Annotated in this window: 26 protein-coding genes; 19 read left to right on the top strand and 7 right to left on the bottom strand. The window is 55.8% G+C overall.

All coding sequences use genetic code 11. From position 1 onward, the window contains the following. Positions 1 to 46: 46 nt before the first annotated feature. Genes cydS through GXP70_RS30100 form a run of 4 tightly spaced genes read right to left on the bottom strand, consistent with a single transcriptional unit; the run spans position 47 to position 2,744 of the window. The gene (gene cydS, locus GXP70_RS30355; RefSeq protein WP_404822280.1) at positions 47 to 157 is read right to left on the bottom strand and encodes a cytochrome bd oxidase small subunit CydS family protein; all 111 of its coding nucleotides are present in this window, start codon (positions 155 to 157) and stop codon (positions 47 to 49) included. Between the two features lie 19 nt (positions 158 to 176). Further along, positions 177 to 1,202 carry a cytochrome d ubiquinol oxidase subunit II gene (locus GXP70_RS22625; RefSeq protein ID WP_162360625.1) on the bottom strand — a complete coding sequence of 342 codons (1,026 nt, stop codon included), beginning with the start codon at positions 1,200 to 1,202 and terminating at the stop codon, positions 177 to 179. Next, a complete protein-coding gene (locus GXP70_RS22620; protein WP_162358930.1) occupies positions 1,202 to 2,554 on the bottom strand; it encodes a cytochrome ubiquinol oxidase subunit I in 1,353 nt (450 codons plus the stop codon). Before GXP70_RS22620 ends, GXP70_RS22625 begins: the two co-directional genes overlap by 1 nt. A gap of 55 nt (positions 2,555 to 2,609) precedes the next feature. Further along, the gene (locus GXP70_RS30100; RefSeq protein WP_263864040.1) at positions 2,610 to 2,744 is read right to left on the bottom strand and encodes a hypothetical protein; all 135 of its coding nucleotides are present in this window, start codon (positions 2,742 to 2,744) and stop codon (positions 2,610 to 2,612) included. Between the two features lie 361 nt (positions 2,745 to 3,105). On the opposite strand from GXP70_RS30100, the gene GXP70_RS22615 reads away from it, so the two are divergent. Beyond that, entirely contained in the window at positions 3,106 to 3,285 is a 180-nt protein-coding gene (locus GXP70_RS22615; RefSeq protein WP_162358929.1) for a hypothetical protein, read from the top strand. Positions 3,286 to 3,501: 216 nt separating this feature from the next. On the opposite strand, the gene GXP70_RS22610 is transcribed toward GXP70_RS22615, so the two are convergent. Next, complete coding sequence (locus GXP70_RS22610) at positions 3,502 to 4,422, bottom strand: ArsR/SmtB family transcription factor (protein WP_192043380.1); 921 nt, start codon at positions 4,420 to 4,422, stop codon at positions 3,502 to 3,504. Positions 4,423 to 4,593: 171 nt separating this feature from the next. On the opposite strand from GXP70_RS22610, the gene GXP70_RS22605 reads away from it, so the two are divergent. The 9 genes from GXP70_RS22605 (at position 4,594) to GXP70_RS22565 (ending at position 15,480) form a co-directional block, all read left to right on the top strand. Continuing rightward, positions 4,594 to 5,367 carry a phytanoyl-CoA dioxygenase family protein gene (locus GXP70_RS22605; RefSeq protein ID WP_162358928.1) on the top strand — a complete coding sequence of 258 codons (774 nt, stop codon included), beginning with the start codon at positions 4,594 to 4,596 and terminating at the stop codon, positions 5,365 to 5,367. 133 nt (positions 5,368 to 5,500) lie between these two features. Further along, on the top strand, positions 5,501 to 6,220 hold the full coding sequence (locus GXP70_RS22600) for an MOSC domain-containing protein (protein ID WP_162358927.1): 720 nt from the start codon (positions 5,501 to 5,503) through the stop codon (positions 6,218 to 6,220). A gap of 179 nt (positions 6,221 to 6,399) precedes the next feature. After that, entirely contained in the window at positions 6,400 to 6,798 is a 399-nt protein-coding gene (locus GXP70_RS22595) for a hypothetical protein (protein ID WP_162358926.1), read from the top strand. Between the two features lie 273 nt (positions 6,799 to 7,071). Beyond that, on the top strand, positions 7,072 to 7,866 hold the full coding sequence (locus GXP70_RS22590; RefSeq protein WP_162358925.1) for a phytanoyl-CoA dioxygenase family protein: 795 nt from the start codon (positions 7,072 to 7,074) through the stop codon (positions 7,864 to 7,866). 547 nt (positions 7,867 to 8,413) lie between these two features. After that, positions 8,414 to 9,286: an ABC transporter permease gene (locus tag GXP70_RS22585; RefSeq protein ID WP_225442890.1), complete on the top strand. Its 873-nt coding sequence runs from the start codon at positions 8,414 to 8,416 to the stop codon at positions 9,284 to 9,286. Between the two features lie 34 nt (positions 9,287 to 9,320). After that, the gene (locus tag GXP70_RS22580) at positions 9,321 to 10,223 is read left to right on the top strand and encodes a carbohydrate ABC transporter permease (RefSeq protein ID WP_162358923.1); all 903 of its coding nucleotides are present in this window, start codon (positions 9,321 to 9,323) and stop codon (positions 10,221 to 10,223) included. Between the two features lie 96 nt (positions 10,224 to 10,319). Continuing rightward, positions 10,320 to 12,014 carry an extracellular solute-binding protein gene (locus tag GXP70_RS22575; protein ID WP_162358922.1) on the top strand — a complete coding sequence of 565 codons (1,695 nt, stop codon included), beginning with the start codon at positions 10,320 to 10,322 and terminating at the stop codon, positions 12,012 to 12,014. Between the two features lie 95 nt (positions 12,015 to 12,109). Then, the gene (locus GXP70_RS22570) at positions 12,110 to 13,690 is read left to right on the top strand and encodes a helix-turn-helix domain-containing protein (protein ID WP_162358921.1); all 1,581 of its coding nucleotides are present in this window, start codon (positions 12,110 to 12,112) and stop codon (positions 13,688 to 13,690) included. Positions 13,691 to 13,704: 14 nt separating this feature from the next. Further along, entirely contained in the window at positions 13,705 to 15,480 is a 1,776-nt protein-coding gene (locus tag GXP70_RS22565) for a sensor histidine kinase (protein ID WP_162358920.1), read from the top strand. 50 nt (positions 15,481 to 15,530) lie between these two features. Here the strand turns inward: GXP70_RS22565 and GXP70_RS22560 are convergent, their stop codons facing one another. Beyond that, positions 15,531 to 16,166, bottom strand: a complete 636-nt coding sequence (locus GXP70_RS22560; RefSeq protein ID WP_162358919.1) for a hypothetical protein — start codon at positions 16,164 to 16,166, stop codon at positions 15,531 to 15,533. Between the two features lie 276 nt (positions 16,167 to 16,442). On the opposite strand from GXP70_RS22560, the gene GXP70_RS22555 reads away from it, so the two are divergent. The 3 genes from GXP70_RS22555 to GXP70_RS22545 all read left to right on the top strand — a co-directional run bounded on the left by GXP70_RS22555 (position 16,443) and on the right by GXP70_RS22545 (position 19,296). Next, positions 16,443 to 16,775 (top strand): ArsR/SmtB family transcription factor, encoded by a 333-nt coding sequence (locus GXP70_RS22555; RefSeq protein ID WP_162358918.1) that lies wholly within the window; start codon positions 16,443 to 16,445, stop codon positions 16,773 to 16,775. A 139-nt stretch (positions 16,776 to 16,914) separates the two neighbouring features. Then, positions 16,915 to 18,693: a SulP family inorganic anion transporter gene (locus GXP70_RS22550; protein WP_162358917.1), complete on the top strand. Its 1,779-nt coding sequence runs from the start codon at positions 16,915 to 16,917 to the stop codon at positions 18,691 to 18,693. A gap of 135 nt (positions 18,694 to 18,828) precedes the next feature. Next, positions 18,829 to 19,296, top strand: a complete 468-nt coding sequence (locus GXP70_RS22545; RefSeq protein WP_162358916.1) for a phage tail protein — start codon at positions 18,829 to 18,831, stop codon at positions 19,294 to 19,296. Between the two features lie 138 nt (positions 19,297 to 19,434). Here the strand turns inward: GXP70_RS22545 and GXP70_RS22540 are convergent, their stop codons facing one another. Further along, positions 19,435 to 20,382, bottom strand: a complete 948-nt coding sequence (locus tag GXP70_RS22540; RefSeq protein WP_162358915.1) for a hypothetical protein — start codon at positions 20,380 to 20,382, stop codon at positions 19,435 to 19,437. 171 nt (positions 20,383 to 20,553) lie between these two features. Here GXP70_RS22540 and GXP70_RS22535 point away from each other — a divergent pair, with 171 nt between their 5' ends. The 6 genes from GXP70_RS22535 (at position 20,554) to GXP70_RS22510 (ending at position 25,874) form a co-directional block, all read left to right on the top strand. Then, a complete protein-coding gene (locus GXP70_RS22535) occupies positions 20,554 to 21,288 on the top strand; it encodes a response regulator transcription factor (protein ID WP_225442521.1) in 735 nt (244 codons plus the stop codon). Continuing rightward, on the top strand, positions 21,285 to 22,697 hold the full coding sequence (locus tag GXP70_RS22530; RefSeq protein ID WP_162358914.1) for a sensor histidine kinase: 1,413 nt from the start codon (positions 21,285 to 21,287) through the stop codon (positions 22,695 to 22,697). The genes GXP70_RS22535 and GXP70_RS22530 overlap by 4 nt, the downstream gene beginning before the upstream one ends. 272 nt (positions 22,698 to 22,969) lie before the next feature. Further along, positions 22,970 to 23,404 carry a YciI family protein gene (locus GXP70_RS22525; RefSeq protein WP_162358913.1) on the top strand — a complete coding sequence of 145 codons (435 nt, stop codon included), beginning with the start codon at positions 22,970 to 22,972 and terminating at the stop codon, positions 23,402 to 23,404. Beyond that, positions 23,401 to 24,657, top strand: a complete 1,257-nt coding sequence (locus GXP70_RS22520) for an RNA polymerase sigma factor (protein ID WP_162358912.1) — start codon at positions 23,401 to 23,403, stop codon at positions 24,655 to 24,657. The genes GXP70_RS22525 and GXP70_RS22520 overlap by 4 nt, the downstream gene beginning before the upstream one ends. Positions 24,658 to 24,687: 30 nt before the next feature. After that, the gene (locus GXP70_RS22515; protein WP_162358911.1) at positions 24,688 to 25,029 is read left to right on the top strand and encodes a DUF1801 domain-containing protein; all 342 of its coding nucleotides are present in this window, start codon (positions 24,688 to 24,690) and stop codon (positions 25,027 to 25,029) included. Positions 25,030 to 25,061: 32 nt separating this feature from the next. Then, the gene (locus GXP70_RS22510; protein ID WP_162358910.1) at positions 25,062 to 25,874 is read left to right on the top strand and encodes an alpha/beta fold hydrolase; all 813 of its coding nucleotides are present in this window, start codon (positions 25,062 to 25,064) and stop codon (positions 25,872 to 25,874) included. Positions 25,875 to 25,890 lie beyond the last annotated feature (16 nt).

The following is a 25,890-nucleotide window of genomic DNA, read 5'->3' as shown; positions in this document are numbered from 1 at the left end:
GCTGCGGATTCAGCGTCGTCTATAGCGTGCGCGGAACGGCGACTTCTTATAACAGCCGATCGTTCTTCGGTTTGCGCGCTCCCCACCAGAACAGGAAGCCGACGGACAGGAACACGACGAGGAAAGGCGCGACGAAAATCAGAAATTTCTCGAGCATATCGATCTCCTCCAGACGGTTATTTGCCTCGCTTGCCCTGCACGTACTTCGTATCGAACAAGAACAGCCGCATGAGCAGGTACAGCGACGGGATGAGCAGCAGCAAGCCGAGAATGAATACCGAGATGAGCGCGATGGCCATCGGTTCGCTGGTGAAGTTGTCGTAAATCGTCAGGTACGGGTACAGCACGTACGGCATATGTCCCGCTCCGTAGCCGAAGAACGCGAAGCCGAATTGCAGGATAACGAAGACGAATCCGACGCCGAGCCGCTTGCGCGTCCACACCTGGTAGACCGCGACGAGGAAGCAGGCGAAGGACATCACGAACATCCAGGCGTAATGCTCCATCCGCTCGAAGTGAACCGGGTTATGATTGCGGATGGCGAAGAAGACGAGCAGACTGGACAGAATCGTCGGGCCGCTCCAGGCGAGCGCGTATTTGCGCACGACTTCGAACGCGTTGCGGTCTCCGGCGCGGTCGGCATAATAGCTCAGGAACATGGCCGAGATGTACAGCACGCTCACGAGCGCGAGCAGAACGACCGTCCATGAATAGGTCGACGTAAACAGCTTGCCGTACAGGAAGGTCAGCCTGCCGCCGGCATGCTCCTCGATGTAGCCGCCCTCCGAGATTGTCATGACCGTCGACAGCGAAGCGGGAATGAGCAGGCCGCTTGCGCCGTAGAGCAGCATGTAGAAACGGTTGTTTTTGTTCGTGCCGTACGTGTTGAACGCGTAATAGGAGCCCCGGATCGCCAGCAGCACGATCGCGACGCTGCCCGGCACGAGCAGGGCGGTGCCGTAGTAGTAGGCGGTATCCGGGAAGAAGCCGACCATGCCGACGAAGAAGAAGACAAGGAAGACATTCGTGACTTCCCACACCGGCGACAAGTAACGCTCGATGATGTTGTTGATCAGATGCCGCTTGCCGGTTACGGCGCTGTAGTAGCTGAAGAACCCGGCGCCGAAATCGATCGAGGCGACGATCAGGTAGCCGAACAGGAAAATCCAGAGCACGGTAATGCCGAGCAGCTCGTAGCTCATCATTCGTCGCCTCCTTTAAAGCCTTTTGCCGCGATTTCGTCTTCCGCCCGGTTGTTGCGGAACATGCGGATCAGCACGGTTACCGACGAGACGGCGAGCACCGCGTACAGGAGGACGAATACGATGAGCATCGTGTCGACGTGATCCGATGTCGTCGCGCCTTCGTTCGTCCGCATAATGCCGCGGAGCAGCCATGGCTGGCGGCCGACCTCCGAGAAGATCCAGCCGTGCTCGATCGTCATCATCGCGAGCGGCGCCGCGAGAATGATGCCGCGCAGCATCCATTTGTTGCCGAAGGCGGCGCTGCGCTTGCGGTAGAGCAGGAAGATGAACGCGCCGGCAATGAAGACCATGACGGCGACGAACGCCATTTTCAGATCGAACAGATAGTGAATATAGAGCGGCGGATGCTCGTCCTCCGGAATGTCGTTCAGGCCGGTCACTTCCGCATTCGGCAAGCCGTGGGCGAGAATGCTGAGCGCGAACGGGATTTCGAGGCCGTACTTGATCTCGTTGTCTTCGGTCAGAATGCCACCGAGCACGAGCGGCGCCTGCTTCGTCGTATCGAAATGCCATTCCATTGCGGCCAGCTTCTCCGGCTGATACTTGGCCAAGTATTTGCCCGACAGATCGCCGATGACGGCGCTGGCGAGAATGAAGACGAAGGCGGACATCATCGTAAGCCGGAGCGCTTTCTTATAATAGATATGATTGCGGCCGCGCAGCAGCGACCACGCGGCGATCGCGGCGAGCACGAAGGCGCAGGTCAGATACGCGGTAACGAGCACATGCGACACTTTCGTCGGCATGGCCGGGCTCAGCATGGCGCCGAACGGGGAGATGTCGACGATCTTGCCGTCCTTCACGGTCACGCCTGCCGGCGCGTTCATGAACGCGTTGACGATCGTAATGAAGCAGGCCGAGGCGGACGAGCCGATGACGACCGGAATGAGCAGCAGCAGATGCGTCGTCTTCTTCTTGAACCGTTCCCAGGTGTACAGGTAGATGCCGAGGAAGATCGCCTCGAAGAAGAAGGCGAACGTCTCCATGAAGAGCGGCAGGGCGATCGATTGGCCCGCGGCCCGCATGAAGGTCGGCCACAGCAGGCTGAGCTGCAGGCCGATGGCCGTACCCGTCACGACGCCGACGGCGACCGTAATGACGAAGCCGCGCGCCCAGCGCCGTGCCATGAGCAAGTAATGGTCGTCATTGCGCTTGATGCCGATCCATTCCGCGATCGCGATCATGAGCGGCACGCCGACGCCGATCGTGGCGAAAATAATATGAAAAGCGAGCGTAAGTCCCGTAAGTATCCGGCTGTACATGACCGGATCGTATCCGCTTAGCAGCATCGTAATCCCTCCCGAAGCTTGGTTTGTTCATGGAGCATTTCATATGTACCGCTCATCATTCGAACAGATAGCGGGACAAGGACAGCAGCATGATGACGGCGACAACGATACATAGTGCGATGAGGCGTTTCTCCTGATTGACGACGCGTCTGCCGCTGTCGTCCTTCCCGGAACGAGGTTCTCGGGCCATAAGGAATCCCTTCTTTCTGAACGAATTAGAAGACGGACAATCGATACTGCCAAGCGGCAGGCTGGCAAGGGCATGAGCGGGCGAGGTACCTATTCTTACCATGCATTCACCGTTATACGGCTATTATAAACGAGTTTTGTGATTTTTTTCACAATAGTTGTGGCGAGAGATTGAACTTTTGTGATTAATTTCACAAACCTGACGTTGGCGTTAGGTTTAGTTCGTTACTGTATAATCTGCTCCTCGGACAGGTACTCACAGCGAGGTTATTTGGAAGTGGTTTGATCTACACGATCCGCGGGCTTGTCTGTTATTTGAACGGAACAGATGGTAGGGGAACATCAATGGATGGATAGGAGCTATGACCATCACCATGACTGCCTATGAATTTGGCAAACACAGCATGCTGCAAAACCGAAGGCAAAGTTCAAAAGCAACGCCAAAAGGCCAAAGGCATCCGGTGTCCGCGCGTGAAGGATGCCGGAAAGGGCGAGACGCATATGTCGCCTTTCAAGCCATTATTCAGGGCTATAGCCAATGATGGCTTCCTTGAAAATTCCATATGCTTCATTCGGTCCGCCGACGGTGACAATGCTGCGCGATCCACCGGATGACCTACCACTCGGTTTCAAAACTACTCTTTGCTTCCAGCTTAATCCGCGGCTGCTTCCTTAATTCTTTTAATAAAGGATGGCCGAAGTTTATTTTTATAGATAGCTAAAAAATATATACGGTCCTTATGACCCTTCTCCTCCTGTTATTTTTCAACATGTTCATAATTCAAGTAGACTTCGATATTTTGACTGTAGTTGCCGAAGTCCTTGCCGAATAACACGACGCCTCCGACGTGACGCGCCTCCTCGGATACTTCGATCCGGAATGGAAGATCTCTCCCGTTCATGATCGCCAAGTCCGCGATCGTCGTATCGGACAGACGGATGCCGTCCAGGAAGCTGCCTTCCTCGGTAACCCGAAGCCCCTTCAACAAGCCGTATTGCGTGCCATGGTTCCACCAAGGGGGCGTCAGGATTCCTTTCTTATGGCCGAAGTCGCCCGGACACGTCCAGGTGCCTATATGCCGTCCGTTTATGGCGAAAGCGATATCGGACGGCCATTGCTCATTGAAGCCCGGCGCCTCGGAGCATAGCTCGAGCGTGATGTCGATGGACTTCAAACGCTGCGTATTCAGTAAATAATTCGGAATGCGATACTCGACATAGCCGCTTGCAAACCAAATAATCGCCGCTTCCAAATGACCGGGATCGCTAAAATAACGGGGGTCGTCCATCTGGCCGATAATCGATTCGCGCGAGGCCATGCCGCAGGTCGGCGTTATAGCGTAATCCACGTATTGGCCAACGCCAATGGAAGAGTGATAATATTCCCGCTCCGGCTCGGCAGCGGGCGAACGGAACTGCGCGGTAAATTCATTCAACGCCAAGCTGCATATCTTCTGATGTCCATGCCTGGCCGGGACGGATTGGTTGACGACAATGCCGGCTTCTTCAAGCTTCTTGATGTGCATCGTCATTGTCGCGGACGAGAAACCGAGACGCTCCGCCAGCTCCTTCACGTTCATATCCTGCTTGGCTAATAATTCGATCACGGTCAATCGCGGCCTGGAGGCCAAGGCTTCGTAGATTTTCAGCGATCGTTCATCGTTGTTCAACATCAGCATGGTCGAATCCCGCCTTCATTTAGTTAGGAAATATTCTAACATAAAACAAAAGCACCATCAATTTCATTCGGGTAAATATAGGGATAGAATACGTTTACACATGAATTTTGTTAGCTTATAATCAAATAAATTAGATAAAATACAACCTAATGAATTTGGAGGCTGCAGAGCATGGATAAAGCACAACAGACTCGCTTAAACCCGCTGACCGAGAGCCAAATCGAGGCGTTTACGAACAACGGTTATCTAATTATCAAAAACAGCGTCAGTACGGATCTCATCGATGCCTATAATCGCCATATCCACGATCTTCGCGCGCTTGCGGCCGATGAGATGCCGGAATGGGTGAAGGAAGGCATGAAGCATAACCAGGCCGACAGCTTCGATAAGAGCCGATTCACGACGCGGGTCTTTAATCCGCATAAGAGCGACTCGTTCTCGCTTCAAATGATGAAGCTGCCGATCATTCGGGGAGCATTGGCCCAGCTGCTCGGAGACGAGGCCGTCGGCATCCAGACGATGTATTTCTTCAAGGAACCGGGCTCTCTCGGACAGGCGCCGCACCAAGATTACAATTACATCCATAATGAACCGAATACGCTGATCGGCGTCTGGATGGCCATGGAAGATACCGATGTCGAGAATGGTTGTCTATGGGTTGTCCCGGGAAGTCATCGCCTCGGCTTGTTGAAACATAGCGATGTCCGCAACTTGAAGGAGTACGATCCGCTTATGAGCGAGGCCCAGAACGTCGATTTGACGCAAGAAATACCGGTCGAATTGAGCAAGGGAGATTTTATCGTGTTCCATAACCTGCTTGTCCACTCGTCTTTAAGAAATAAGAGCGCGGACCGATGGCGCAGATCGAATGTCATTCATTACATTCGCCATGATTCTGAAGTGACGAGGCGGGCCGAGCTGAAGCAGAAGATTTCGCTATTGTGAACGGGCTCTGCGACCGGCTGCGGAAGAAAAAGCGAAGCTGGAAAGGGAATCGGATTGAAATTTTGGCATCCTCTGCCGCGATCAAGTACAATGATTCTGTTGTGAACTTGGAATCGAATGGAGGAGCTCCGAAGTGACTGTTAACGTTGGGCAAATCAGCGATATTTACCGGTTTCCGGTCAAATCGTTCGCGGGAGAACGGCTGGAAAATTGCGAAATCGAGCATTACGGTATGCTGGGCGACAGATTCTGCTCGTTCTATGACGAAACGAAACGAGACTGGTTCAAATACATTACCGCGCGTAACATCCCGAACATGCTGAACTATCAAGCGCGATTCAACGACGGGAGCATTGAAGTGACAGCCCCGGACGGGCGCCGCTTTGGCTGGGACGAGCAGCTGCTCGCCGAATTGCAGGGCCAGACGAAGACGCGACTAACGCAATCACGAATCAAGGCGCCGAATCCGGAAGCCAAGAACGTGCCGTTGCTTTCTGTGGAAGCCGCCAGTATATTGCTCGTGACGGATGCCTCCTTGAAGAAGCTCGAATCCCTGTGGGGCAAGCCGCTCGATCCGCGCCGGTTCCGCGGCAACTTCATCGTGAATCTGAATGACGACGCGCCGGTCGAAACGGAATGGGTTGGCCAACGGATAACGATTGGCGAAGTTGAGTTACAAGCCGACAGCTTGTGCGAGCGCTGCGTCGTGATCACGATGGATCCGGACACGCAACAGAAGGATCCTTCCTTGCTCAAGCTCGTAAACCAAGAATTCGGTTTGATGTTCGGGGTTTACGCTTCCGTCCTCAAGCCGGGGCGAATTCGGCTAGGCGATACCGTAGCAATCGGGTGAAAAAGCCCCGGCAGCACAGCAGACTTGCAAAGATCCTCACAGACTGCATTTCCAAGAGGGGAGCTATCCTTTCGTCGGCGTTCGCACAACCACGCCTTAGGAGAACTCTCATTACTATAAAGTTTTCCATTCCTTATGGCAGGCTCTTTGCAAAGCTATACTGGTACGAGGAGGGAAAGTTGCTCGAACAGCAACTTTTCCGGCATTTTGCCGGTCCGTGGCTGGAAGAGTTGCTCGAACAGCAACTTTATCAGCGTTTTTACCGGTCAGAGGCTGGAAAAGTTGCTCGAACAGCAACTTTATCGTCATTATCACCGGTCCGTGGCTGGAAAAGTTGCCCGAACAGCAACTTTATCGTCATTATCACCGATCCGTGGCTGGAAAAGTTGCTCGAACAGCAACTTTATCGTCATTATCACCGGTCCGTGGCGGGAAAAGTTGCTCGAACAGCAACTTTACCGACATTTGCCGGTCCGTGGCTGGGAAAGTTGCCCGAACAGCAACTTTATCGGCATTTGCCGGTCCGTGGCGGGAAAAGTTGCTCGAACAGCAACTTTATCGGCATTATCACCGGTTAGAGGCTGGGAAAGTTGCCCGAACAGCAACTTTATCGTCATTATCACCGGTCAGAGGCTGGGAAAGTTGCTCGAACAGCAACTTTATCGGCATTTTACCGGTCCGTGGCTGGGAAAGTTGCCCGAACAGCAACTTTATCGGCATTATTGTGGGTTTGACGCGCTGAGGCAGGTGTGTAAGGTTCTGTACAAGGCTACTGCCGGCAGTACTGTCCTATGGCGATAAATTCGATATAATGGGGTTATCTCAAAGCATCGAAAGGATGATATAAGCCTATGGACGCTAAGCAGATCGATTTTTTTGACACCTTCGGATTTATCAAATTTCCCGGCCTTCTAAAAGCCGACATCGATTGGATCGAAGAGGAATTCGAGCAGGTCTTCCCTATGTTCCGAAACGTAAAACATGACGGCAGCAAGCGCACGATGATCGTGCCCTTTATCGATCAGCGCGAGAAACTCAGCGGTATGCTGGAGCATCCCGCGATTAACGACATTCTGACTTGCTTGCTCGGAAGCGATTACAACTATATGGGCAGCGATGGCAATTATTACTCCGGCGACACCTCGTGGCATCCGGATGGTCAGGAGAAAAGCCGCAAGCATATCAAGATCGCGTTTTATCTCGATTCGCTTACGGCCCATAATGGCGCCCTCCGCGTTATTCCGGGCAGCCATCGATTCGGAGACGTTTTCTATCGGGATTTAATGGAGAAGATCTGGAATGCTGAGCAGAGCTGGGGAATTTCCGGCAGTGAAGTACCGGCCGTCGCACTGGATGTAGTTCCGGGAGACGTTCTCGTCTTCAAGCACGAGACGTTTCATTCTTCATGGGGCGGTAACGGTTATCGGCGGATGTTTACGATTAATGCCTCGCAGCGATTCACCGGCGAGAAGGCGCTCGAAGAACTGGAAGCGCAGTGCCTGCTGCATTATCATTACGCGCGCGATCATTATTATGGGCCGGCGATGCGTGGAAGCGCTGTTCCTCAACGGCAAAAGCACCTTGAGCAGGTCATGTCGCTCGGGATCGACTGGGCCGAACGATCCAAACACCTGTCGCCACTATGACGCGGAATCCGAACGAGCCGCAGGAGGAACCGGAACCACGGGTCATTCATCCAATACGATGACCCATGAATTATCGATCCAGAACGGTGAGAAACCCGCGTTTTTCAAAACGGCAGCGGTTTCTCTTTTCGTTTGCGGGCGGTTGTATGCATCTCGTGTTGCTTGTGCAATCATCGCTTCACGTCATCGCGTGAATCCGTGAACAGGGTTGGCCATGGTGAATATAGTGAAGGGTTTGTCCAATTCCGCCGTTTGCAGTGCCGGAATTGGGCAAACCCTTTTCTTCGCTTTATAAGGCTGTAGAGCCCGGAATGGCACATGCCCCGACGTTCGTTGGAAAATGCCATTTTTCGTTGATTCGGTAGATTGAGGCGCCAGGACGAACTAGACTATGCTAGTGATGCGATTGTAAAATAACATCCGGTTTGGCGAAAGGAGGACAACTTACATGGAATTAAACCGGGCGTTAGGACGTCCCGCGGATGCGGAGAGACGAAGAGCCGGCTCCGTTTGGCAGCGTTTACGAAGCCAATGGGCGATTCAGCTCATGATCATTCCCGGCATTGCGCTTATCTTCGTGTTCAGCTACATACCGATGTACGGGGTATTGATGGCGTTTCAGGACTACAATCTGTTCAAAGGAATGGCGCATAGCCCTTGGGTTGGCTTCAAGCATTTTCGCATGTTTTTCCACTCGCCGGATTTCTGGCTGATCATGCGAAACACCTTGGTCGTGAGCCTGCTCAAGCTTCTGATCGGATTTCCCGCGCCGATCGTGCTTGCGCTCATGCTGAACGAAATCACGAAGCAGGCGTTCAAGCGCATCATCCAGACGATCAGCTACCTGCCGCATTTCATCTCCTGGGTCGTCGTCAGCGGTTTCGTCATTTCGATGCTCTCCATGGATAACGGCAGCATCAATATCGCCCTGCAGAAACTCGGCCTGATCCACGAGCCGATCAATTGGATGTCGATACCGGACTATTTCTGGACGATCCTTATTGCTTCGAATATATGGAAGGACATCGGATTCGCTTCGATCGTTTATTTGGCCGCAATCGCCGGTATCGATCCGCATCTGTACGAAGCGGCTGCGATGGACGGAGCAAGCCGGTCGCGGCAGATCGTATCGATAACGCTGCCTTCCATCTTGCCCGTCGTCACCATCTTCTTCATCTTGGCCGTCGGCAATCTGCTTAACGCGGGTTTCGAAGATATCCTGATGTTGACCAATAACGGCAATAACGCGATCCTGCGCGATGTTTCGGACGTTCTGGACACGTACGTATACCGCGTCGGCATCCAAACCCAGCGTTATTCCTATGCGGCTGCCGTCGGATTGTTCAAATCCATTCTGAATATCGGCCTGCTCCTGCTGGCGAACGGGTTCGCCCGCCGCTACGGAAAAGGCTTGTGGTAATTCAATCTTCCTGGTAAAGCGCGGTGAACGATAGATGAGTATGAGCACGGGAGAGAAGGTTCTTCAATTCGTTATTTACGTCCTATTGATTCTGCTGGGCTTCGTCACGCTGTATCCGTTCTGGAATTCGCTGGTCATTTCCTTGAATGCCGGATCCGACACGTCGATGGGCGGCATTACGTTCTGGCCCAGGGTATTCACGTTCGATAATTATAAGATCGTGTTCGAGGACGGCCGGATGGGTCATGCGTTCCTGCTTTCGATAAGCAGGGTCCTGCTGGGCACGCTGTTGTCTACGCTGTTCACGTCCTTGATGGCGTACGGCTTGTCCAAGCGTCATACGATGTTCAGGAACCAGTACATGCTGTTCTGCGTGTTTACGATGTTTTTTCAAGGCGGCCTGATTCCGTTCTTCATGCTGAACCGAGACCTTGGTTTGCAGAATACGTTCTGGGTCATGGTTATTCCCGGCATCGTCAGCGTATGGAACATGATCGTCTTCCGAACGTTCTTCATGGAGCTGCCGGACGGCTTGGAGGAGTCGGCAAAGATCGATGGCTGCAGCGATTTCGGCATCTTCTTTCGAATCGTTCTGCCGGTATCGGGTCCGGTATTCGCCACGTTGTCGTTGTTTACGGCCGTCTATCACTGGAATGACTGGTTCACGCCGGCGATCTTCATTAACAATACCGAGCTGCTGCCGGCGTCGGCGGTTCTGCAGCAAATATTGAATTCCAATCTGGCAACGGAAATGTTGAATCAAGCGACGGGCGGCAACGCGGCAGCGATCGATGCGATGACCAAAGCCGCCACCGTCACGAACAAGTCGCTCAGCATGGCGACGATGATCGTTGCCACGGTGCCGATTATGGCGGTGTACCCGTTTCTCCAGAAATATTTCGTGAAAGGTGTCATGGTCGGTTCTTTGAAAGGCTAACGACGCGCCGGGATGGTGTCGCGGCTCTTAGGAGCGTGTACATAGAACAAAGTCGAGCATGATGGCTTAGGAGATTGAAATCGAAAGGGGATTGGCATGAAAACTCGGAAGACGATTACCTCGGCGGCTGCGCTTCTTCTAGGAACGAGCTTGGTGTTGAGCGCCTGCGGAAGCAACGACGCGAACAACGGGGACAACGCAAGCAAGCCTGCGGCGAGCACGGGCAATAAGCAAGCGAACGGTGCCGCCAACAAGCCGGCGAACGACGCCGGGGGAGACGGCCAACTGTTCAAGCTCGGCTCGGAACCGCTCGAATTCACGTTCTACGGCAACTATGACTGGATGACGACGGAACCTTGGGCAGCGGATCCGTCCTCGAAATGGGTACAGGATAATCTGAAGGTTACCGTTAAGCCGATTCAATCGGGAGGAACGGCGAAACAAAAGCTCAGCACGATGATCGCGTCCGACGACCTGCCGGACGTCATGATGACCGATCGCGGTGCCGACGTCGAGAAGCTGCGGGAAGCGGGCAAACTGGTCGCCTTCGACGACTATCTGGAGAAATATCCGAATTTGAAAAAATGGGCTGGCGATGCTACGATCAACATGCTGCGTTCGAGCGACGGCAAAATCTATCAATTCCCGAATTGGTATACGTCCCGTCCGAACGGGAACGCCGGCTATCTGATCAATAAGAAGATTTACAAGGATCTCGGCTCTCCGAAGCTGGAGACGTTCGACGATCTGTACGCATACCTGAAGCAGGTCAAGGACAAGTATCCGAACATCGTTCCGTTGGAATCGGATATCGATGCTCAGGCTGTCGACATCTTCACCTCGGGCATGCAGGCGGACTTCTCGCCTTCGTATATCGGGATGCGGGGCGTGCCGAACGGGGATAAGCTGACTTCGCTCTATACCGAACCCGCCTTTATCGACGCGGTTAAATTCGGCAGCAAGCTGTTCCGCGAGAAGCTGATGACGCAAGATGCCATGACCCAGAAGAAAGAACAAGTGAACGAGAAGCTGAAAACCGGACGCGTGGCCGTTTACGCTTCCTACTCCGTGACGGAGCCTTCGATGTCGGAAGGCAACACGTTTCTGAAGAGCCAGGATCCGGATGGAGGCTATGAAGCCATTTGGCCGATTCATCAAGAAGACGTGCCGAAGGACCATGTATTCCCGAATAGCTACAACTCGCTCGGATGGAATTCGATCGTCATTACGACGAGCGCGAAAAATCCGGAAGGCATCTTCGCTTACCTGGATTGGATCACCGGAGAGGAAGGACAGTCCGTCATGATGTTCGGACCGCCGGGACGGTATTGGGACAGCCGCAACGAGCAAGGCGAGCCGATTCCCAACGACAAATGGAAAACGGTGCCGCAGGCGGAGAAGGACAAAGACAAGATGGGCACGTTCAACTGGGTTGGCAACACGACCTTCGTCGATACCACCAAGACCAAGATCGAAGAGACGCTCCCCTTGGAGCAGCGCAACTGGGCTTCCGTCCTGCAGGTCAATGTCACGTGGGTCACGTCCCAGAATACCACGGCCTTCGTAAACCTGGATCCGACGCCGGATTCGGAGGAAGGCATCGCCCGCACGGCGATCGACGATTTGCATAAGAAGTATATCGCGAAGGCTTTGTTCGCCAAGAACGACGAGGAAGTCGAGGCGATCCTGAAGGAACTGAACGATACGGCCATGAGCCAAGGATTGGATAAGCTGCTTGCATACAGAACGAAGCAATGGCAGGCGAACCTGAAGAAGATAAACGGCCAGTGATTCGTCCGTCCGGTCGAATTGCGGAGAAGACATACCACCTGCGTATGTCTTCTTGGCCGTTTTGGCGCCGTATCCATATGATTAGGAGGAGAACCATGTACCGCGTGCTATTGGCGGATGACGAATCACTGGATCTGGAGGGACTGGAGAGACTCATACCTTGGGAGAAACTGGGCATGGAGGTTGCGGCAGCGGTCTCCAGCGGTTATGACGCGCTCGCGGTTCTTCGCGCCGCTCCCATCGATATTCTCGTATCGGACATCAAGATGCCGATCATGTCCGGGCTTGAGCTCGCGAAGCGGGCGCTCGAGTCGAATCCGTCCCTGAAGATCGTATTCGTAAGCGGGTATGAGGATTTTCATTATGCGAAGCAAGCGATTCAATTGAACGTGCAGGGGTATGTGCTCAAGCCGGTGGACGATTACGAGCTGATTCGCGTATTGACCGAGGTTAAGCAAAGCCTGGATCAATCGCAGGAGCAAACCAAGCTTGAGCAGGCCTACAAGCAATCGGTGACGCTTGCGCGCAACGAGCTCTTGCTGCGGTGGCTCGAAGGACCTCCTATGGAAGACGGAGGAAACGCGCTCCCAATTGAGATGCTGGACGAGACCGGTCTTCGAAGCGATAACGGTCCATTCCACGTAGCGCTGCTGGAAGCGGACGACCTCCACCTGCGATGGGGGGCTCTGTCCGAAGAAGCCAGGGCGGCGAACCTCCAGCGGCTGTTCTCGTATATCGCGCAATCCGCGCTTGAGAAAGGCGCGAATGCGGTTTGCCGTACGGCGCCGGACCGAATCGCTGTCTTGTCGCGCCAAGCGGACTTCGACGGCATGCTTGAGCAGGTGCTTCAGCGAATACGCGAATCGAACAAAGCGACCGTCACTGCGGCCGTCGGACCTTCCGTGCAGACGCTGGGAGAGGTCGGCGCTTCCTACCGTCAGGCGAAAGCCATCCTGGCATCGAAGATTTTCATGGGCAAGGACCGTATTCTCTCCCATGTCGACAATCCCGAGCACCATATGCGGGAAGCGGCCGACATGGACCGCATCCTGGAAGAGATGTTCGCCGCGGTATCCGCCTACGAGCTCGTCCGGATTGACGACGCGCTTCAGGAGCTCGTCGCATATGCAAGAAGCTTGGGCAATCGGCTGACCGTGTACAACTTTACGTTCCATATCGTCAGCAAGCTTGACATTCATTTGAAGTCGCTGAACGAGAACCTGCAGCGGATGCTCGGAATCGAGTTCGAGCATCTGGACATCCTCTTTCATTTCGAGACCATTTACGATATTCAGTCTTGGCTGCGCAAGCGGCTGTTCGAAATTTCGGAGCTGCTGCACCGCAAGAAGCTGAAGAAGAACCGGAAGCTGATCGATGAATTGGAAGCCTACGTGTCCGAGAGGCTGGACAGCGCGATGTCGCTTCGCGAACTCGCCGGGCATTTCATGTTCTCCCCGAACTACCTGGGTCATCTCTTCAAGGAAGAAACGGGCGAGAATCTGAGCGACTATATCATTCGCAGGCGATTCGAGCGCGCTTGCGAACTGCTTCGAGATCCCAAGCTGAAGGTATTCGAGGTTGCGCATCGAATAGGCTATACGAATCTGACGTATTTCAGCCGCCAATTCCGCGAGCTGTTCGGCATGACCCCGAACGAATTCCGAAGACAATGTTGAAGGCGGGGACGTCCATGCGAGCGCATTCCGAACGATTCTTGCCGTTTGGCTACAAGCTAATGATCTCTTACCTCGTGCTCGTGCTCGCTTCGGTCATTACGGTCGGGTATTTCGCCTATGCGCTGGCATTGGACGCGATACGCGCGCAGACGGAGACGAACCTGCAGGGAACGATGTCCCAAGTGAACGATAATATCGTCTACAAGATCGGCGAGGTCAAAGGGATCACGGACGTGATCTTCCGCGACGAAACGCTGCAGAAGCTTCTCCGCTCCTACGAGCGAGGTTTCTATTCCTATGAATCGCTGCAAAATTATATGATACCGAGCTTCGCGAACGCGATGCGCTTGTCCCATGGGCCGGCGCAGCTTCGCATTTATTTCAACAATCCGAACATGTTCGAGGTATACGGACTGCAGCAGTTCGACGCAGATCCGCTGGCCGGCGGAATACCCAGCAATCGCTTCGACATTCAGCAGCTGAATCGGCTTGAAGGAGAGGCGTGGTACCAAGGTCTTCCCTGGCAGGGGGAGAACACCATCCCCTCCTCCGTTTACGCCGGAAAGGAATCGCTGTGGAGACAAGTCGACAATGACCGGCGATTCGGCAATATGTCGCTGTTGAGGCGGCTGGTCGATTTCGATAAGCTCCGTCAAATCGGATTCACGAGGACCATCGTCAACTTGGACCAGCTTCTGGACGCGGTGAATGCCGCCAAATTCGGCAAATCGAGCCGACTGTACGTTTTCGGCGACAATGGCTTGCTGTTGAAGCGGTCCGGAGGACCCGCGATGGTGGAGAGCGAATTGGAAGGCGCTTTCGGCGACGATTATCTGGTCATCCGGCAGACGATTCCGGAAACCGGCTGGCGGCTCGTCGCACTGATCCCGAACGAGCGCCTGGAGCTCGGCATTCGCAAGCTGCGCAGCATGACCGTCCTGGTATGCATCGGAAGCGCGCTCACGCTGCTGATGCTTGGATGGGGAGTCGCGCGGTATTTCTCCAAGCGCGTGAACAAAATAATCGTCTCGCTCAATGCGGTCCGGAGAGGAAATTTCCTGAAACGGATCGAATTCGGCTCACGGGACGAGTTCGCGCTGATCGCCGATGCGTTCAACAGGATGGGCCGAGACGTCGACGAGCTCATCCGCGAGGTGTACGTGACCAATCTGCAGAAGAAGGAAGCGGAGCTGGAGTCGCTGCAGGCGCAAATCAATCCGCATTTTCTATACAATACGCTGTCCTCCATTAGCCGTCTGGCGAAATTCGGCGAGATCGACAAGCTGCACGAAATGGTCATGGGGCTCTCGAAATTCTACCGGCTGACCTTGAATGAGGGCAAGAACATCATTCCTGTCACCAAGGAGCTTGAGCAAGCGATGACGTACGTCGAAATCCAGCAAATCAAGTACAGGGACAGGCTGCGGGTCTACACGGAGATCAGTCCGGACGTATACGGGTACGAGACGATCAAAATCATTTTGCAGCCTTTCATAGAGAACATATTGGAGCATGCCATGTGCAGTCATAGCATCAACGTCAGGCTGTGCGCACGCCTGGAGGGTGACAGGCTTATCTTCCGAATCATCGATGATGGCGCCGGGATGACCCCGGCCGTTGCGGCCGGATTATTCCATGCTTCTTCGGAGGGGCGGAGCGGATACGGGATTTATAACGTCGACGAACGAATTAAGCTGCAGTACGGCGCGACATACGGCGTCAGCATCTACAGCCGACCCGGAATCGGCACGGACGTGAGCATCGCGATTCCGGCCGTTCGATGCGATTGAATGCCGGCGCATTTCAGGCGCTTCCGCGCAATCCGCAGGAGCTCACCCGTTCATCGTACCGGATCGCTTCGGCGATAGTCCCGGAGCTCCTGTTGAAAACGATAAAAGGGACTTGATAAGATCGCGATATTCTTCCTCATCCTGTTCTGCTTGATGGCATTGCCGCGGTATCCCTCCAGGAGATCGATGTTCTTGTCGATCTTCTCGCGGAGCGTCAATATGAAGCCGTTAGCAATGTGCGCATCCTCAAGGTCCTTAAGGTCGTCCGCGAGCGCTTCGCTGAGACGTCGTAGATTCGGAAGCCGGAGCGGCCGGTTCATGAAGAACTCGTCCGGCGTGAAATCCTTGCGGAAATCTTGGCCGGGAACTTGATCCCAGTAATCGTTCCATTCCTCCAGCAGGCCGGTTTCGAGCAGGAGGAGCTTTAAGAAGCCGCATAACCACGCGGTGCAGCTCGTATTTCGCTGCCGGCAGCCGATGCCGTCCGCCAGATGACGACAGCCATAACAGCAGGATCCGCCGTAGCCGATGCATATGGTGCAGATGGCTGCGGATCCGATCTGCTGCAAAGCCTTCACGCCGCTCCCGATAACGGCCTGGCGGCTTATTTTTATGTCGGAGCGATCCGAGCTGCCGCAAGAAGACGATGCTTGATGCGGCGATTCATGATTCGCGATTTCGGACATGCGGTTCCTCTCCTTGTCAACAAGCATGGAATTAATAATCAAATAACTGAATTTATGAATATTCATAGTATAACGCATCGTTATTGGCTAAGCGAATGGAAGGAGGAGACCGGCATCGTTATCCGCCGAATCGGCGGCGGGAACGGAACGTGAATCGGAACATGATCGGAGCGTGAATATAAAGCGGCCGCCGGTTAACAAACCAGTCATGTTTGTTGAAGAATTATGTTATTATATTTATAAATTCAAACGTTTCAATATTAAGGAGCATTCACGATGATTCCAAATCAATCGATTCAACAATTCAAAGCCGATTTTTTCAAGGCGATGGCCCATCCGATGCGAATACGTATCCTCGAGGTTCTGAGCGACGGCGATAAAAACGTCAACGAAATCCAAAGTATTCTCGGATCGGAAGGCTCCGCCGTTTCCCAGCAATTATCGGTATTGCGAAGCAAGAATGTCGTGACCGGCATCAAAGAAGGCACGTCGGTTATTTATTCGCTGCGCGATCCGCTGATCAAAGAACTGCTGGCCGTCGCGAAGCAGATCTTCGATAATCATCTTGTCGATGCCATATCGCTGCTAGAAGTCATCCGAAGAGAATAATACCTCCCCGAAAACAAGGTGCTCCTTGTTTTTTTTGTTGTCCGGAAACCGGAGTTTTCGATTGACATCGCCAATTTCGGGGAGTAACATTTCTTATATATTCAAATAATCAAATATTAATACAAAAGAAGGTATTCGAATGAAATGGACGGGAAGATTTGAAGGCTACCATGCATCCGCCATTCGCAAGGATCTGATCTCGGGTCTCATCGTCGGCATTATCGCGATTCCGCTCGGAATGGGATTTGCGATCGCAGCCGGCGTCAAGCCCGAATACGGCATCTACACAACGATTGTCGCGGGCATTCTGACATCCCTGCTCGGAGGCTCTAAATTTCTGATCGGCGGTCCGACCGGCGCTTTTATCCCCGTTCTGTATGCCGTCGTACTGCAATATGGGTATGAGAATTTATTGATTGCCGGATTTCTGGCGGGGATCATGCTCGTCCTTATGGGGGCATTGAAGCTCGGCGCGTTAATCAAGTTTATCCCTCGTCCCGTAACCATCGGATTTACCTCCGGCATTGCCGTCATTATCTTCAGCGGACAAATCCCTAATTTCCTAGGGTTAAAGGAAATACGCAAGCATGAGAATTTTCTTCCCAACATGAAGGAAATCGCGGTTCATCTGACCAGCGTGAACGGTTACAGCGTCGCGACGGCCATCATCTGTTTGTCGTTCATCCTGTTATCCATGAAATATCTGCCGAAGGTGCCGAGTTCCTTATTGGGACTCCTTGTTTCGAGCGTGGCTGCGGCGCTGTTCTTCAAAGGAGACGTAGCGACGATCAAGACGACCTATGGCGCCATTCCGACCTCACTGCCCCAATTTCATTTCCCGGCCGTTACTTGGGACCGCGTTCAAATGCTGCTTCGTCCGGCCTTCGTTATCGCGATGCTGGGCGGAATCGAATCCCTGTTATCGGCGGTCGTAGCCGATCGTATGGCCGGCAGCCGTCATAACAGCAATCGCGAGCTGGTGGGACAAGGAATCGCGAACATGGTGACGCCGCTCTTCGGGGGGATTCCCGCGACCGGAGCGATCGCGCGCACGGCCACGAATATTAGAAGCGGCGCCGTCTCGCCTCTATCGGGCATCATCCATGGACTCGTAGTCATGCTGGTGCTGGTCGTATTTGCTCCCTACGCGTCCGAAGTGCCGCTGGCAAGCATGGCGCCCATCCTTATGGTCGTTGCCTGGAATATGAGCGAGCGCCGCGAATTCTTTCATATCTTGAAAACCCGAACAAGCGATTCCGTCGTGCTCGCGATAACCTTCCTGCTGACCGTATTGACGAATTTAACGACAGCCGTCGAAGTCGGCCTGCTCTTGGCCGTCATCCTGTTCGTGAAGCGAATGAGCGATGCTCTGAAAGTAGCCAAAGTATTGCCGGACCCGGCAGCCAGGCACGGGAAAGTGAAGCCGCATAGGGTTACCGAAAACCGCGATTGTCCTCAGATCAGCATCTACACCATTGAAGGCGCGCTCTTCTTCGGTGCCTCAGACATGCTCGAGAAATCCATTAAGGACGCGCTAAGCCGGCAGAGACCGAATGTTCTGCTTCTGCGAATGGGGAAGGTGCCGTTCATGGATATGACCGGCGAGTCCAGCCTTGCTGCGCTCGTGAACGACGTCAAGCTTGCGGGCGGGAACGTTCTCGTATCCGGCATACAGCCGCAGCCGTTGGAAGTGTTGAGAAGGACCGGCTTGTTCGAACGAATCGGGGCGGAAAGCTTGTTCGCCCATACCGGCGAGGCGATCGGGCACGCCATCTCGCAGCTGGATGCCGCCAAGTGCGTCGGCTGTCAACATTTCGCGTTCCGGGAATGCGGCGCATTATCGAACGGTGCTCGGGAAGCGGGCGAGCGGCCGAAGCTTGAACATGCTGTTGACAGGACACCAAACGGTGTCTTATAATCTGATCGACACCAAACAGTGTCCGATCGGTAATCAGTCTTGCTCGTGCCGCTTTTCATTGCAGCTGCCCGGTGGCCGTACACGTATAAACAAGAAGAACATCCCGTCAAGGGCGTGATTAAGGGAGGGACGGAAATGCCGTCTGTCGTTGATTTTAAACAGGTGTCCACGGCTGGTTTGGAGTCTTCGCCTGTCGTCGAGGCGCTTGCCGGTTTGCGCGCGAACGAAGCCCGTTATTTCATGAACAAATACAAGCATGAATTTACGGTCGTGCCGGCTGCCGAAAGCCAGGCGACGCTTGATTACGTGAACCGCGTGCTGAAAGAAGAGCGCGGGATCGAGATTGCGGCCAAACCGCTGGAAACGTCGCGTTTCCGGGTGGAAAACATCGATTGGACGTACGTCTTCTATGAAGACGGACTCTCGATCAACGTGTTGTATACGTTGGATGACCCGAAGAAGCGGGCCGTCGGCTTCAAGCTAGCGGAGGGAATGGAAGTGCCCGAGGCGCTTGGGAAGTTCAAGTTCGCCAGGCAGAAGTCGAAACTGGCCGGCACCATTCGCGGGTCGTACTTTGTTATCAAAGGCGAGTATTCAAGTTAGGGAACGTTGAACGAAGCGAAATTCGAATAGGGGGTGTCCCATCGTCATCTTGGATGACGGCGGGACACCTCTTATTGCCGTTCGGCGGACGCACGGGGATGCGTCCGCTTATCCGGTTGGCTTGCCCGGCCGATCGGCTTATTCCGCTTTGCGGAGCTCGTCGATGCGGCTGTGATACTGCGTCAGCAGCTTGGCCAACGCGTCCTTGATTGCAGCGGCGTCCTTGGCATGGACGGCTTGGTCGAGCGCAGCCTGGCTTGCGAAGAACGGATCGAGCTTGGCGCCGTCTTGAACGATGGTCAACATGGAGCCGTCCGTGAGCGAAGCGCTCGCGGATTGGCCGCCCGCTGCCGTCTTGCCCGCCGCCTCGACCGTTACGCCGTCTGCGATCGTGGCCAGCGCGACGCTCGCAACCGCCTTAACGCTCGCAGCTCCCATAACGCTGGCAACCGTCTTAACGTTCGCAATCGTCTTAACATCGGTAACCGCCTTTACGCTCGCGGCCGTCGTCGCGCTTGCAGCCGACGACGCATCGTTCAAGACCGCCGTGTCATGCTTGCTCGCCGGAATCGCTTCGACTTTCACGACGGCCGGCTGTTTCGGCTCGTCCAGCGGCATGGCCGGGACGAGCTGCGCTTGTCCGTCCAGACTGCGGATCGTAACCAGCTTCCCGTCGGCCGTCTCGGCTGTCGTCAGCGCAACGGCGGAGACTTGGCCGCTTGCGACGATAACGGGTTTGCCGTCTGCAGGTAAGAGAACGGCCGACGCGCTAGCGCTCGCGGATAGGTCGCCGTACTTCGCTTTCATAACCGTCTCGAATTCGGCCAGCGTTGCCTTCCATTCCTGTACGGTGTCCGGCGCGTACTGCGCTGCCAATTGAAGCGGGTCGGCCGGATGGAAGGCGACGACGCTGACGACGGCGGCTGCGTTCTTGCCCGGCGCGCTGCCTTCGTCCGCTTGCTTCAGCGCGGCGGCGTAGAAGTCGGTCAACGGCCCGGTTGCGGCATTGGCGGCCAGCGGACTGGCGAAGGCGGACAGGGCGAGGGCAATAGCGGCGATTTTGGTAACGGCAATGTTTCTTTTCAAGATGGACACGCTCCTTGTTCGGTTTGATTGGGTCTGACAACTCCCATCTTACCGGCCATATGTGGCAAGCCGTTGGTGAACTTGTGGAAAAACGATGGCAAGCCCCTGTGGCCGATGACGGCTTGCTATACTAGGAGAGTAATCGACGATTTCGAAACGGAGGACAATGTCTTGCATGCATTTACGATTGCCGTCGTTGACGACGATTTGAACATACGCAACCTGGTCGAAGCTTATCTGCATAAGGAACAATTCCATACGATCGGACTCGGCAGCGCGGAAGAAGCGCTGCAATTGTGGGCGAACGATCCCCCGGACCTGTGGGTGCTCGACATCATGCTGCCCGGCATGGACGGGTACGAGCTGTGCCGGCGGATCAGGGATGAAGCCGACGTGCCGATTATCATGATCTCCGCCAAGGACAACGAGGTCGACAAAATCCTCGGCATCGAGCTGGGCGGCGACGATTACCTCGTGAAGCCGTTCAGTCCGCGCGAGCTCGTGGCCCGCGTGAAGCGCCAGCTTCAGCGCTGGTACAAGTCCCGGGCGGCGGCCGAACCGGCGGATGCGACCAGGGCCGCGTCATCGCCGCCGGCTTGGCAGACGAGCGTGGACGTCGGAGATCTTCGCATCCTGCCGAACGAGCGCCGCGTCTTTCTAGGCAAGGAGGAGCTGGACTTGACCTTCAAGGAGTTCGATCTGCTGCGGGCGTTCGCCGAGCATCCGAACCGCGCGTTTACGCGGGATGAATTGCTCGTCCTCGTCTGGGGCGACGATTATTTCGGCAGCGACCGGGCGGTGGACCATCTGATCAAGCGGCTTCGCAAGAAGGCCGAACGGCTGCCGATCGAGGCCGTCTGGGGACATGGATACCGGCTGCGGGCGGACGGAGGGGATCACGCATGAAACTCGTGCATCAAATCAATGTGGCGTTCGGCGTGCTGCTCGTTGCCGTGCTCGGCATTACGGCGGTCGTCATCCATTACGTGCTGATGGATCATTTCATCACGGCGCAGCGGCAGGAGCTGCAATCGATTGGCATGTCGATGGCGACGACGCTGTCGCGGGAAGCCGGCAAGACCGCCATGACGGACATGGCCGCGGTCGCGGAACGGCCCGTGCTTCAGGATGCCGCTGCCTCGAGATTGACGGTCGCCGCTCCCGCAGGGGTCGAGTACTACCTCTCGGATACGGAAGGGAACGTGCTGCAGACCGGCAGCTCCGCCGCATTGAACGCGGTCGGCGTACAACCGCTCCCGCAAGCGGCGGTCACGAGCATGAAGGCGAAACCAATCGTGGTTCAAAGCGTGCAAGCCATCGCCAAAGTCAGCGGCTATATCACGAACGTGAGCGCGGTCCCGCAGGGAACCCTGACCTTGCTGTCGCCGCTCAGCAAGATCAAGGAGGTCGAACAGGATCTCTTCGTCCGCCTGCTGCTCGTGCTGGCCGTCGGCGGCGTGCTGGTGATGCTGCTCAGCCTGCTGATCACGCGAAGACTGATCCGGCCGCTCATGCGTCTGCGCGAGGAGCTGAGGAAGGTGCAGCGGCGGCAATTCGGCGACGTCGCGCTCGTGAAGGCGGGCGGCGAGATCGGAGCGGTGGCGCGGTCGGTCTACGAGCTGGCCGGGGAATTGGAACGGCATAACCGGGCGCAGAAGCAGTTTTTCCAGAACGCTTCCCACGAGCTGAAGACGCCGCTCATGTCCATCGCCGGATACGCGGAAGGCATTCGTGACGGCGTCTTCGAAGGCGAAAGCTCGCATAAGGGACTCGATATCATCATCAGCGAGAGCGGCCGGCTGACCAGCATCGTCACGGAGATGACCCTGCTGGCCAAGCTCGACAGCGAGGAAGATATTTTCCGGGCGTCGGACGTGCACGTGCAGGAGATCGTGACGGAAACGATCGAGCGCATCAACCCGCTGCTCGCCGCAAGAGGGCTGGCCATTCATACGCGGTACAAGAACGGCGCGCGGGAAAGCCGGCTTGCCGTGAGCGCCGATCGCGACAAGCTGCTGCAGGCGCTATTGAACATCGTCTCCAACGCGGCGCGTTACGCGGCCGAGACGATCGTCATCGAGATCGGCGTCGAAGGCGGACAGATTACGCTCTCGGTCGCCGACGACGGGAAGGGCTTCCCTGACAGCCTGCTGCCGCAGCTGTTCCATCGGTTCATCAAAGGCAAGGACGGCCAGACGGGGCTCGGTCTCGCCATCTCGCGCGCGATCGTCGAACGCTGCGGCGGACGAATCGAGGCGCGCAACCAGGCGGCCGGCGGGGCGGTCATCTCGCTGCGGCTGCCGCAGGCGGCTTGAAGGCGCCGACACTTGAAGGGGTTCATGCTGTGTTGTTTGCTTCATACGCGGAAGCCGGTCAAGCGATCGGCTTCCGTTTTTATTTTGGCGGTCATCGATTTCCGCATGGCGGTCTTCGTTTTCTGCGATTGGGTGTTCGGGAAGGGGAACCGGTGGCGTGCGGTGAAAATAAGATACGAAAGTTTTTTGAATGGCTTGTCGATCCGTCCATTCCCCGTTCGTTGTCTATATAGAAAGCCGAAGCCAATTCGAAATATGGAGGAGATTTTACGATGAGATTCATGATGATCGCCAAGGCGACGACCGATTCCGAGAACGGCGTTCTGCCAAGCAGCGAGCTGTTCGACGCCATGGCCAGATATAACGAGGAGCTGGCGAGAGCCGGCGTGCTGGTCGCGGCGGAAGGACTTCACCCCAGCGCAGGCGCGATTCGCATCTCGTATCCCGAGCCGGGCGGCAAGCCGAAAGTAACGGACGGTCCCTTCACGGAAGCGAAGGAGCTGATCGCGGGCTTCACCTTGATCGAAGTGAAATCGCGGGAAGAGGCGATCGAGTGGGCGATGCGCATGCCTGATCCGCATGGATTCGGGCAAGGCCAGATCGAGCTGCACCAAGTGTTCGAAGCGCTCGAATTGACTTCGGACCCGGAAGCGTTAGCCAAGGAGAACGAAATGCGCGAACGGGTGACGAGGAAGCCAAGGGCATGAACGAGTCCTCCGTCCACCGCACCATCGATGGGATCTGGAGAATCGAGTCGGCTAAGATCATCGCGGCACTGGCGCGAATGGTGCGCGACGTGGGGCTTGCCGAGGATCTGGCGCAGGATGCGCTGATCATCGCGCTTGAACGATGGCCGGAGACGGGCATACCCGGCAATCCGGGAGCATGGCTGATGACAACCGCGAAACGCAGGGCGATCGATCGCCTGCGCAGGAATAAGGCGCTTGACCGCAAATACGAGGAGCTCGGCCGGGAAGTCGAGAGGCAGCATGAGCCGGATTGGGACGAGAGGCTGGACGATCCCGTCGGCGACGATCTCCTTCGTCTGATCTTTACGACCTGCCATCCGGTTCTTTCCCCCGAAGCGCGGGTGGCGCTTACGCTTCGGCTGCTGGGCGGGTTGACGACCGAGGAAATCGCAAGCGCGTTCCTTGTTCAGGAGCCGACCGTCGCGCAACGGATCGTAAGGGCCAAACGCACGCTTGCCGCGGCGCGCGTCCCCTTCGAGCTGCCGCCGAAGGCCGAGCTGCCGGCAAGATTATCGTCCGTGCTCGAGGTCATTTACCTCATGTTCAACGAGGGCTACTCCGCATCTTCCGGAGACAGCTGGATCAGGCCCATGCTCTGCATGGAGGCGCTTCGGCTGGGTAGAATTCTGGCCGAAATCGCGCAGGAGCAGCCGGAGGTCCATGGACTCGTGGCGCTGATGGAAATTCAGTCGTCCAGATTCAAAGCGAGAGTCGGCAAGGGCGGCGAACCTATACTGCTCATGGATCAGAATCGGGCGCTATGGGATCACCTGCTCATCCGCAGAGGCTTGGCGGCAATCGAACGTGCCGAACGGCTCGGCAAAGCATTCGGTTCCTATCTGATCCAGGCATCGATCGCTGCGTGTCACGCCCGCGCCCGCACGGCTGCGGAGACGGACTGGGTCAAGATCGCGGCGCTTTACGACGCGCTCTCCCAAGTCGCGCCTTCGCCCGTGGTCGAGCTGAACCGGGCAGTCGCGCTGTCGATGGCGTTCGGTCCGGAAGTGGGCCTGGAAGTCCTGGACGCGCTCCTGCACGAGCCGTCCTTGAGCAATTACCATCTGCTGCCCAGCGTGCGGGGGGACTTGCTGCAGAAGCTGGGCCGCAAGCAAGAAGCATGCTTGGCATTCAACCAAGCCGCGGCCTTGGCGCGCAACGAGAAGGATCGCGAGCTGCTTGCGAGGCGCGCTTCCGAGTGCGCCGCAGAATAAACACGCATGGATACGAGAGGGGACCATCCAATGAACCAAGAGGTTACCGATTTCATCGAGAAAGTCAAAGAGCCGTGGCAGGGCCGGCTTTGCCGCGATTTGCGCCAGGTCGTCCATCATGCCATTCCCGGCGTTCAAGAGCGCATGCAGTACAATAAGCCGCATTTTCTAGTCAACAAGAAATACGCCGCGGTGATCTCGACATCCAAGGACGCGGTCAGCTTCACGATCTTCAACGCGGCCGGGCTCGAGCTGCCCGAAGGGATGTTCGACGGCCCGCCGGAACGCCAGACGGTCAAGTTTCGCAGCGGCCAGCCCATGGATGGCGGCCAGCTAACCGAATGGGTGAAACAAGCCTCCAGCACGCTGTAGGACGCCAACCGTCATCCAAAGGGGGAACGGATATGAACACGGTAATATCGAAAGACGGCACCAGGCTTGCCTATGATAAATCCGGTCAAGGACCGGCGCTCATCTTGGTCGGAGGGGCGTTCAGCTACCGGAAATTCCCGGGCATGACGAAGCTGGCCGCCCAGTTGTCGGAGCGGTTCACGGTCTTCAATTACGACCGCCGCGGCCGCGGCGACAGCGAAGACAAGCAGCCCTATGCCATCGCGCGGGAGATCGAAGATCTTCGCGCGTTGATCGACGAAGCAGGCGGTTCGGCGCATGTATGGGGATTGTCTTCCGGCGCCGTTCTTGCCCTGAAGGCAGCGGCGAGCGGGGCGAATATTACGAAATTAGCGCTGCACGAGCCGCCGTTCGTCGTAGATGCGTCGGGCCATCAGCCGCCGCGAGAGCTGCTCCGGCATGTCACGGCGCTGATTGCGGACAATCGCCGGGCCGAAGCCGTCAACTATTTCATGACCAAGGGGATGGGGGCGCCTTCCTTCGTTGTCTTGATGATGCGGTTGATGCCGGGGGCATGGTCCAGCCTGATGGCGGTGGCCCACACGCTCCCGTACGATGCGGCATTGCTCGATGTATATATGTCTGGACAACCGCTCCCTGCCGATCAGTGGAGCGGCGTTCGCATGCCGGCGCTGGTGCTTGAAGGAACGGAAAGTCCAGTCTCGCTGCGGCGGGCCGCGCAAGCGCTGGCCCAGGTACTGCCGCGAGCGCAGCTCGTAAGCAAGAAGGGACTCGGCCACACGAAGCAGCTTCAGGCCAAACGCATTGCGGCGGAGCTCTCGGCGTTTCTCTTGGACGGCAAATAATGATGAATCTTGTCCA

Origin of the sequence: Paenibacillus lycopersici, from assembly GCF_010119935.1 — a bacterium.
Classification (GTDB): Bacteria; Bacillota; Bacilli; order Paenibacillales; family Paenibacillaceae; genus Paenibacillus_Z; species Paenibacillus_Z lycopersici.
The sequence above is the reverse complement of the archived record's forward strand: the minus strand, read 5'-3'. Positions and strand labels throughout refer to the sequence as shown.

Coding starts and splice junctions, on each gene's coding strand:
- cydS (WP_404822280.1), bottom strand. CDS start 157: ATGCTCGAGAAATTTCTGATTTTCGTCGCGCCTTTCCTCGTCGTGTTC.
- GXP70_RS22625 (WP_162360625.1), bottom strand. CDS start 1,202: ATGAGCTACGAGCTGCTCGGCATTACCGTGCTCTGGATTTTCCTGTTC.
- GXP70_RS22620 (WP_162358930.1), bottom strand. CDS start 2,554: ATGCTGCTAAGCGGATACGATCCGGTCATGTACAGCCGGATACTTACG.
- GXP70_RS30100 (WP_263864040.1), bottom strand. CDS start 2,744: ATGGCCCGAGAACCTCGTTCCGGGAAGGACGACAGCGGCAGACGCGTC.
- GXP70_RS22615 (WP_162358929.1), top strand. CDS start 3,106: ATGACCATCACCATGACTGCCTATGAATTTGGCAAACACAGCATGCTG.
- GXP70_RS22610 (WP_192043380.1), bottom strand. CDS start 4,422: ATGCTGATGTTGAACAACGATGAACGATCGCTGAAAATCTACGAAGCC.
- GXP70_RS22605 (WP_162358928.1), top strand. CDS start 4,594: ATGGATAAAGCACAACAGACTCGCTTAAACCCGCTGACCGAGAGCCAA.
- GXP70_RS22590 (WP_162358925.1), top strand. CDS start 7,072: ATGGACGCTAAGCAGATCGATTTTTTTGACACCTTCGGATTTATCAAA.
- GXP70_RS22585 (WP_225442890.1), top strand. CDS start 8,414: ATGATCATTCCCGGCATTGCGCTTATCTTCGTGTTCAGCTACATACCG.
- GXP70_RS22580 (WP_162358923.1), top strand. CDS start 9,321: ATGAGTATGAGCACGGGAGAGAAGGTTCTTCAATTCGTTATTTACGTC.
- GXP70_RS22575 (WP_162358922.1), top strand. CDS start 10,320: ATGAAAACTCGGAAGACGATTACCTCGGCGGCTGCGCTTCTTCTAGGA.
- GXP70_RS22570 (WP_162358921.1), top strand. CDS start 12,110: ATGTACCGCGTGCTATTGGCGGATGACGAATCACTGGATCTGGAGGGA.
- GXP70_RS22565 (WP_162358920.1), top strand. CDS start 13,705: ATGCGAGCGCATTCCGAACGATTCTTGCCGTTTGGCTACAAGCTAATG.
- GXP70_RS22560 (WP_162358919.1), bottom strand. CDS start 16,166: ATGTCCGAAATCGCGAATCATGAATCGCCGCATCAAGCATCGTCTTCT.
- GXP70_RS22555 (WP_162358918.1), top strand. CDS start 16,443: ATGATTCCAAATCAATCGATTCAACAATTCAAAGCCGATTTTTTCAAG.
- GXP70_RS22550 (WP_162358917.1), top strand. CDS start 16,915: ATGAAATGGACGGGAAGATTTGAAGGCTACCATGCATCCGCCATTCGC.
- GXP70_RS22545 (WP_162358916.1), top strand. CDS start 18,829: ATGCCGTCTGTCGTTGATTTTAAACAGGTGTCCACGGCTGGTTTGGAG.
- GXP70_RS22530 (WP_162358914.1), top strand. CDS start 21,285: ATGAAACTCGTGCATCAAATCAATGTGGCGTTCGGCGTGCTGCTCGTT.
- GXP70_RS22525 (WP_162358913.1), top strand. CDS start 22,970: ATGAGATTCATGATGATCGCCAAGGCGACGACCGATTCCGAGAACGGC.
- GXP70_RS22520 (WP_162358912.1), top strand. CDS start 23,401: ATGAACGAGTCCTCCGTCCACCGCACCATCGATGGGATCTGGAGAATC.
- GXP70_RS22515 (WP_162358911.1), top strand. CDS start 24,688: ATGAACCAAGAGGTTACCGATTTCATCGAGAAAGTCAAAGAGCCGTGG.
- GXP70_RS22510 (WP_162358910.1), top strand. CDS start 25,062: ATGAACACGGTAATATCGAAAGACGGCACCAGGCTTGCCTATGATAAA.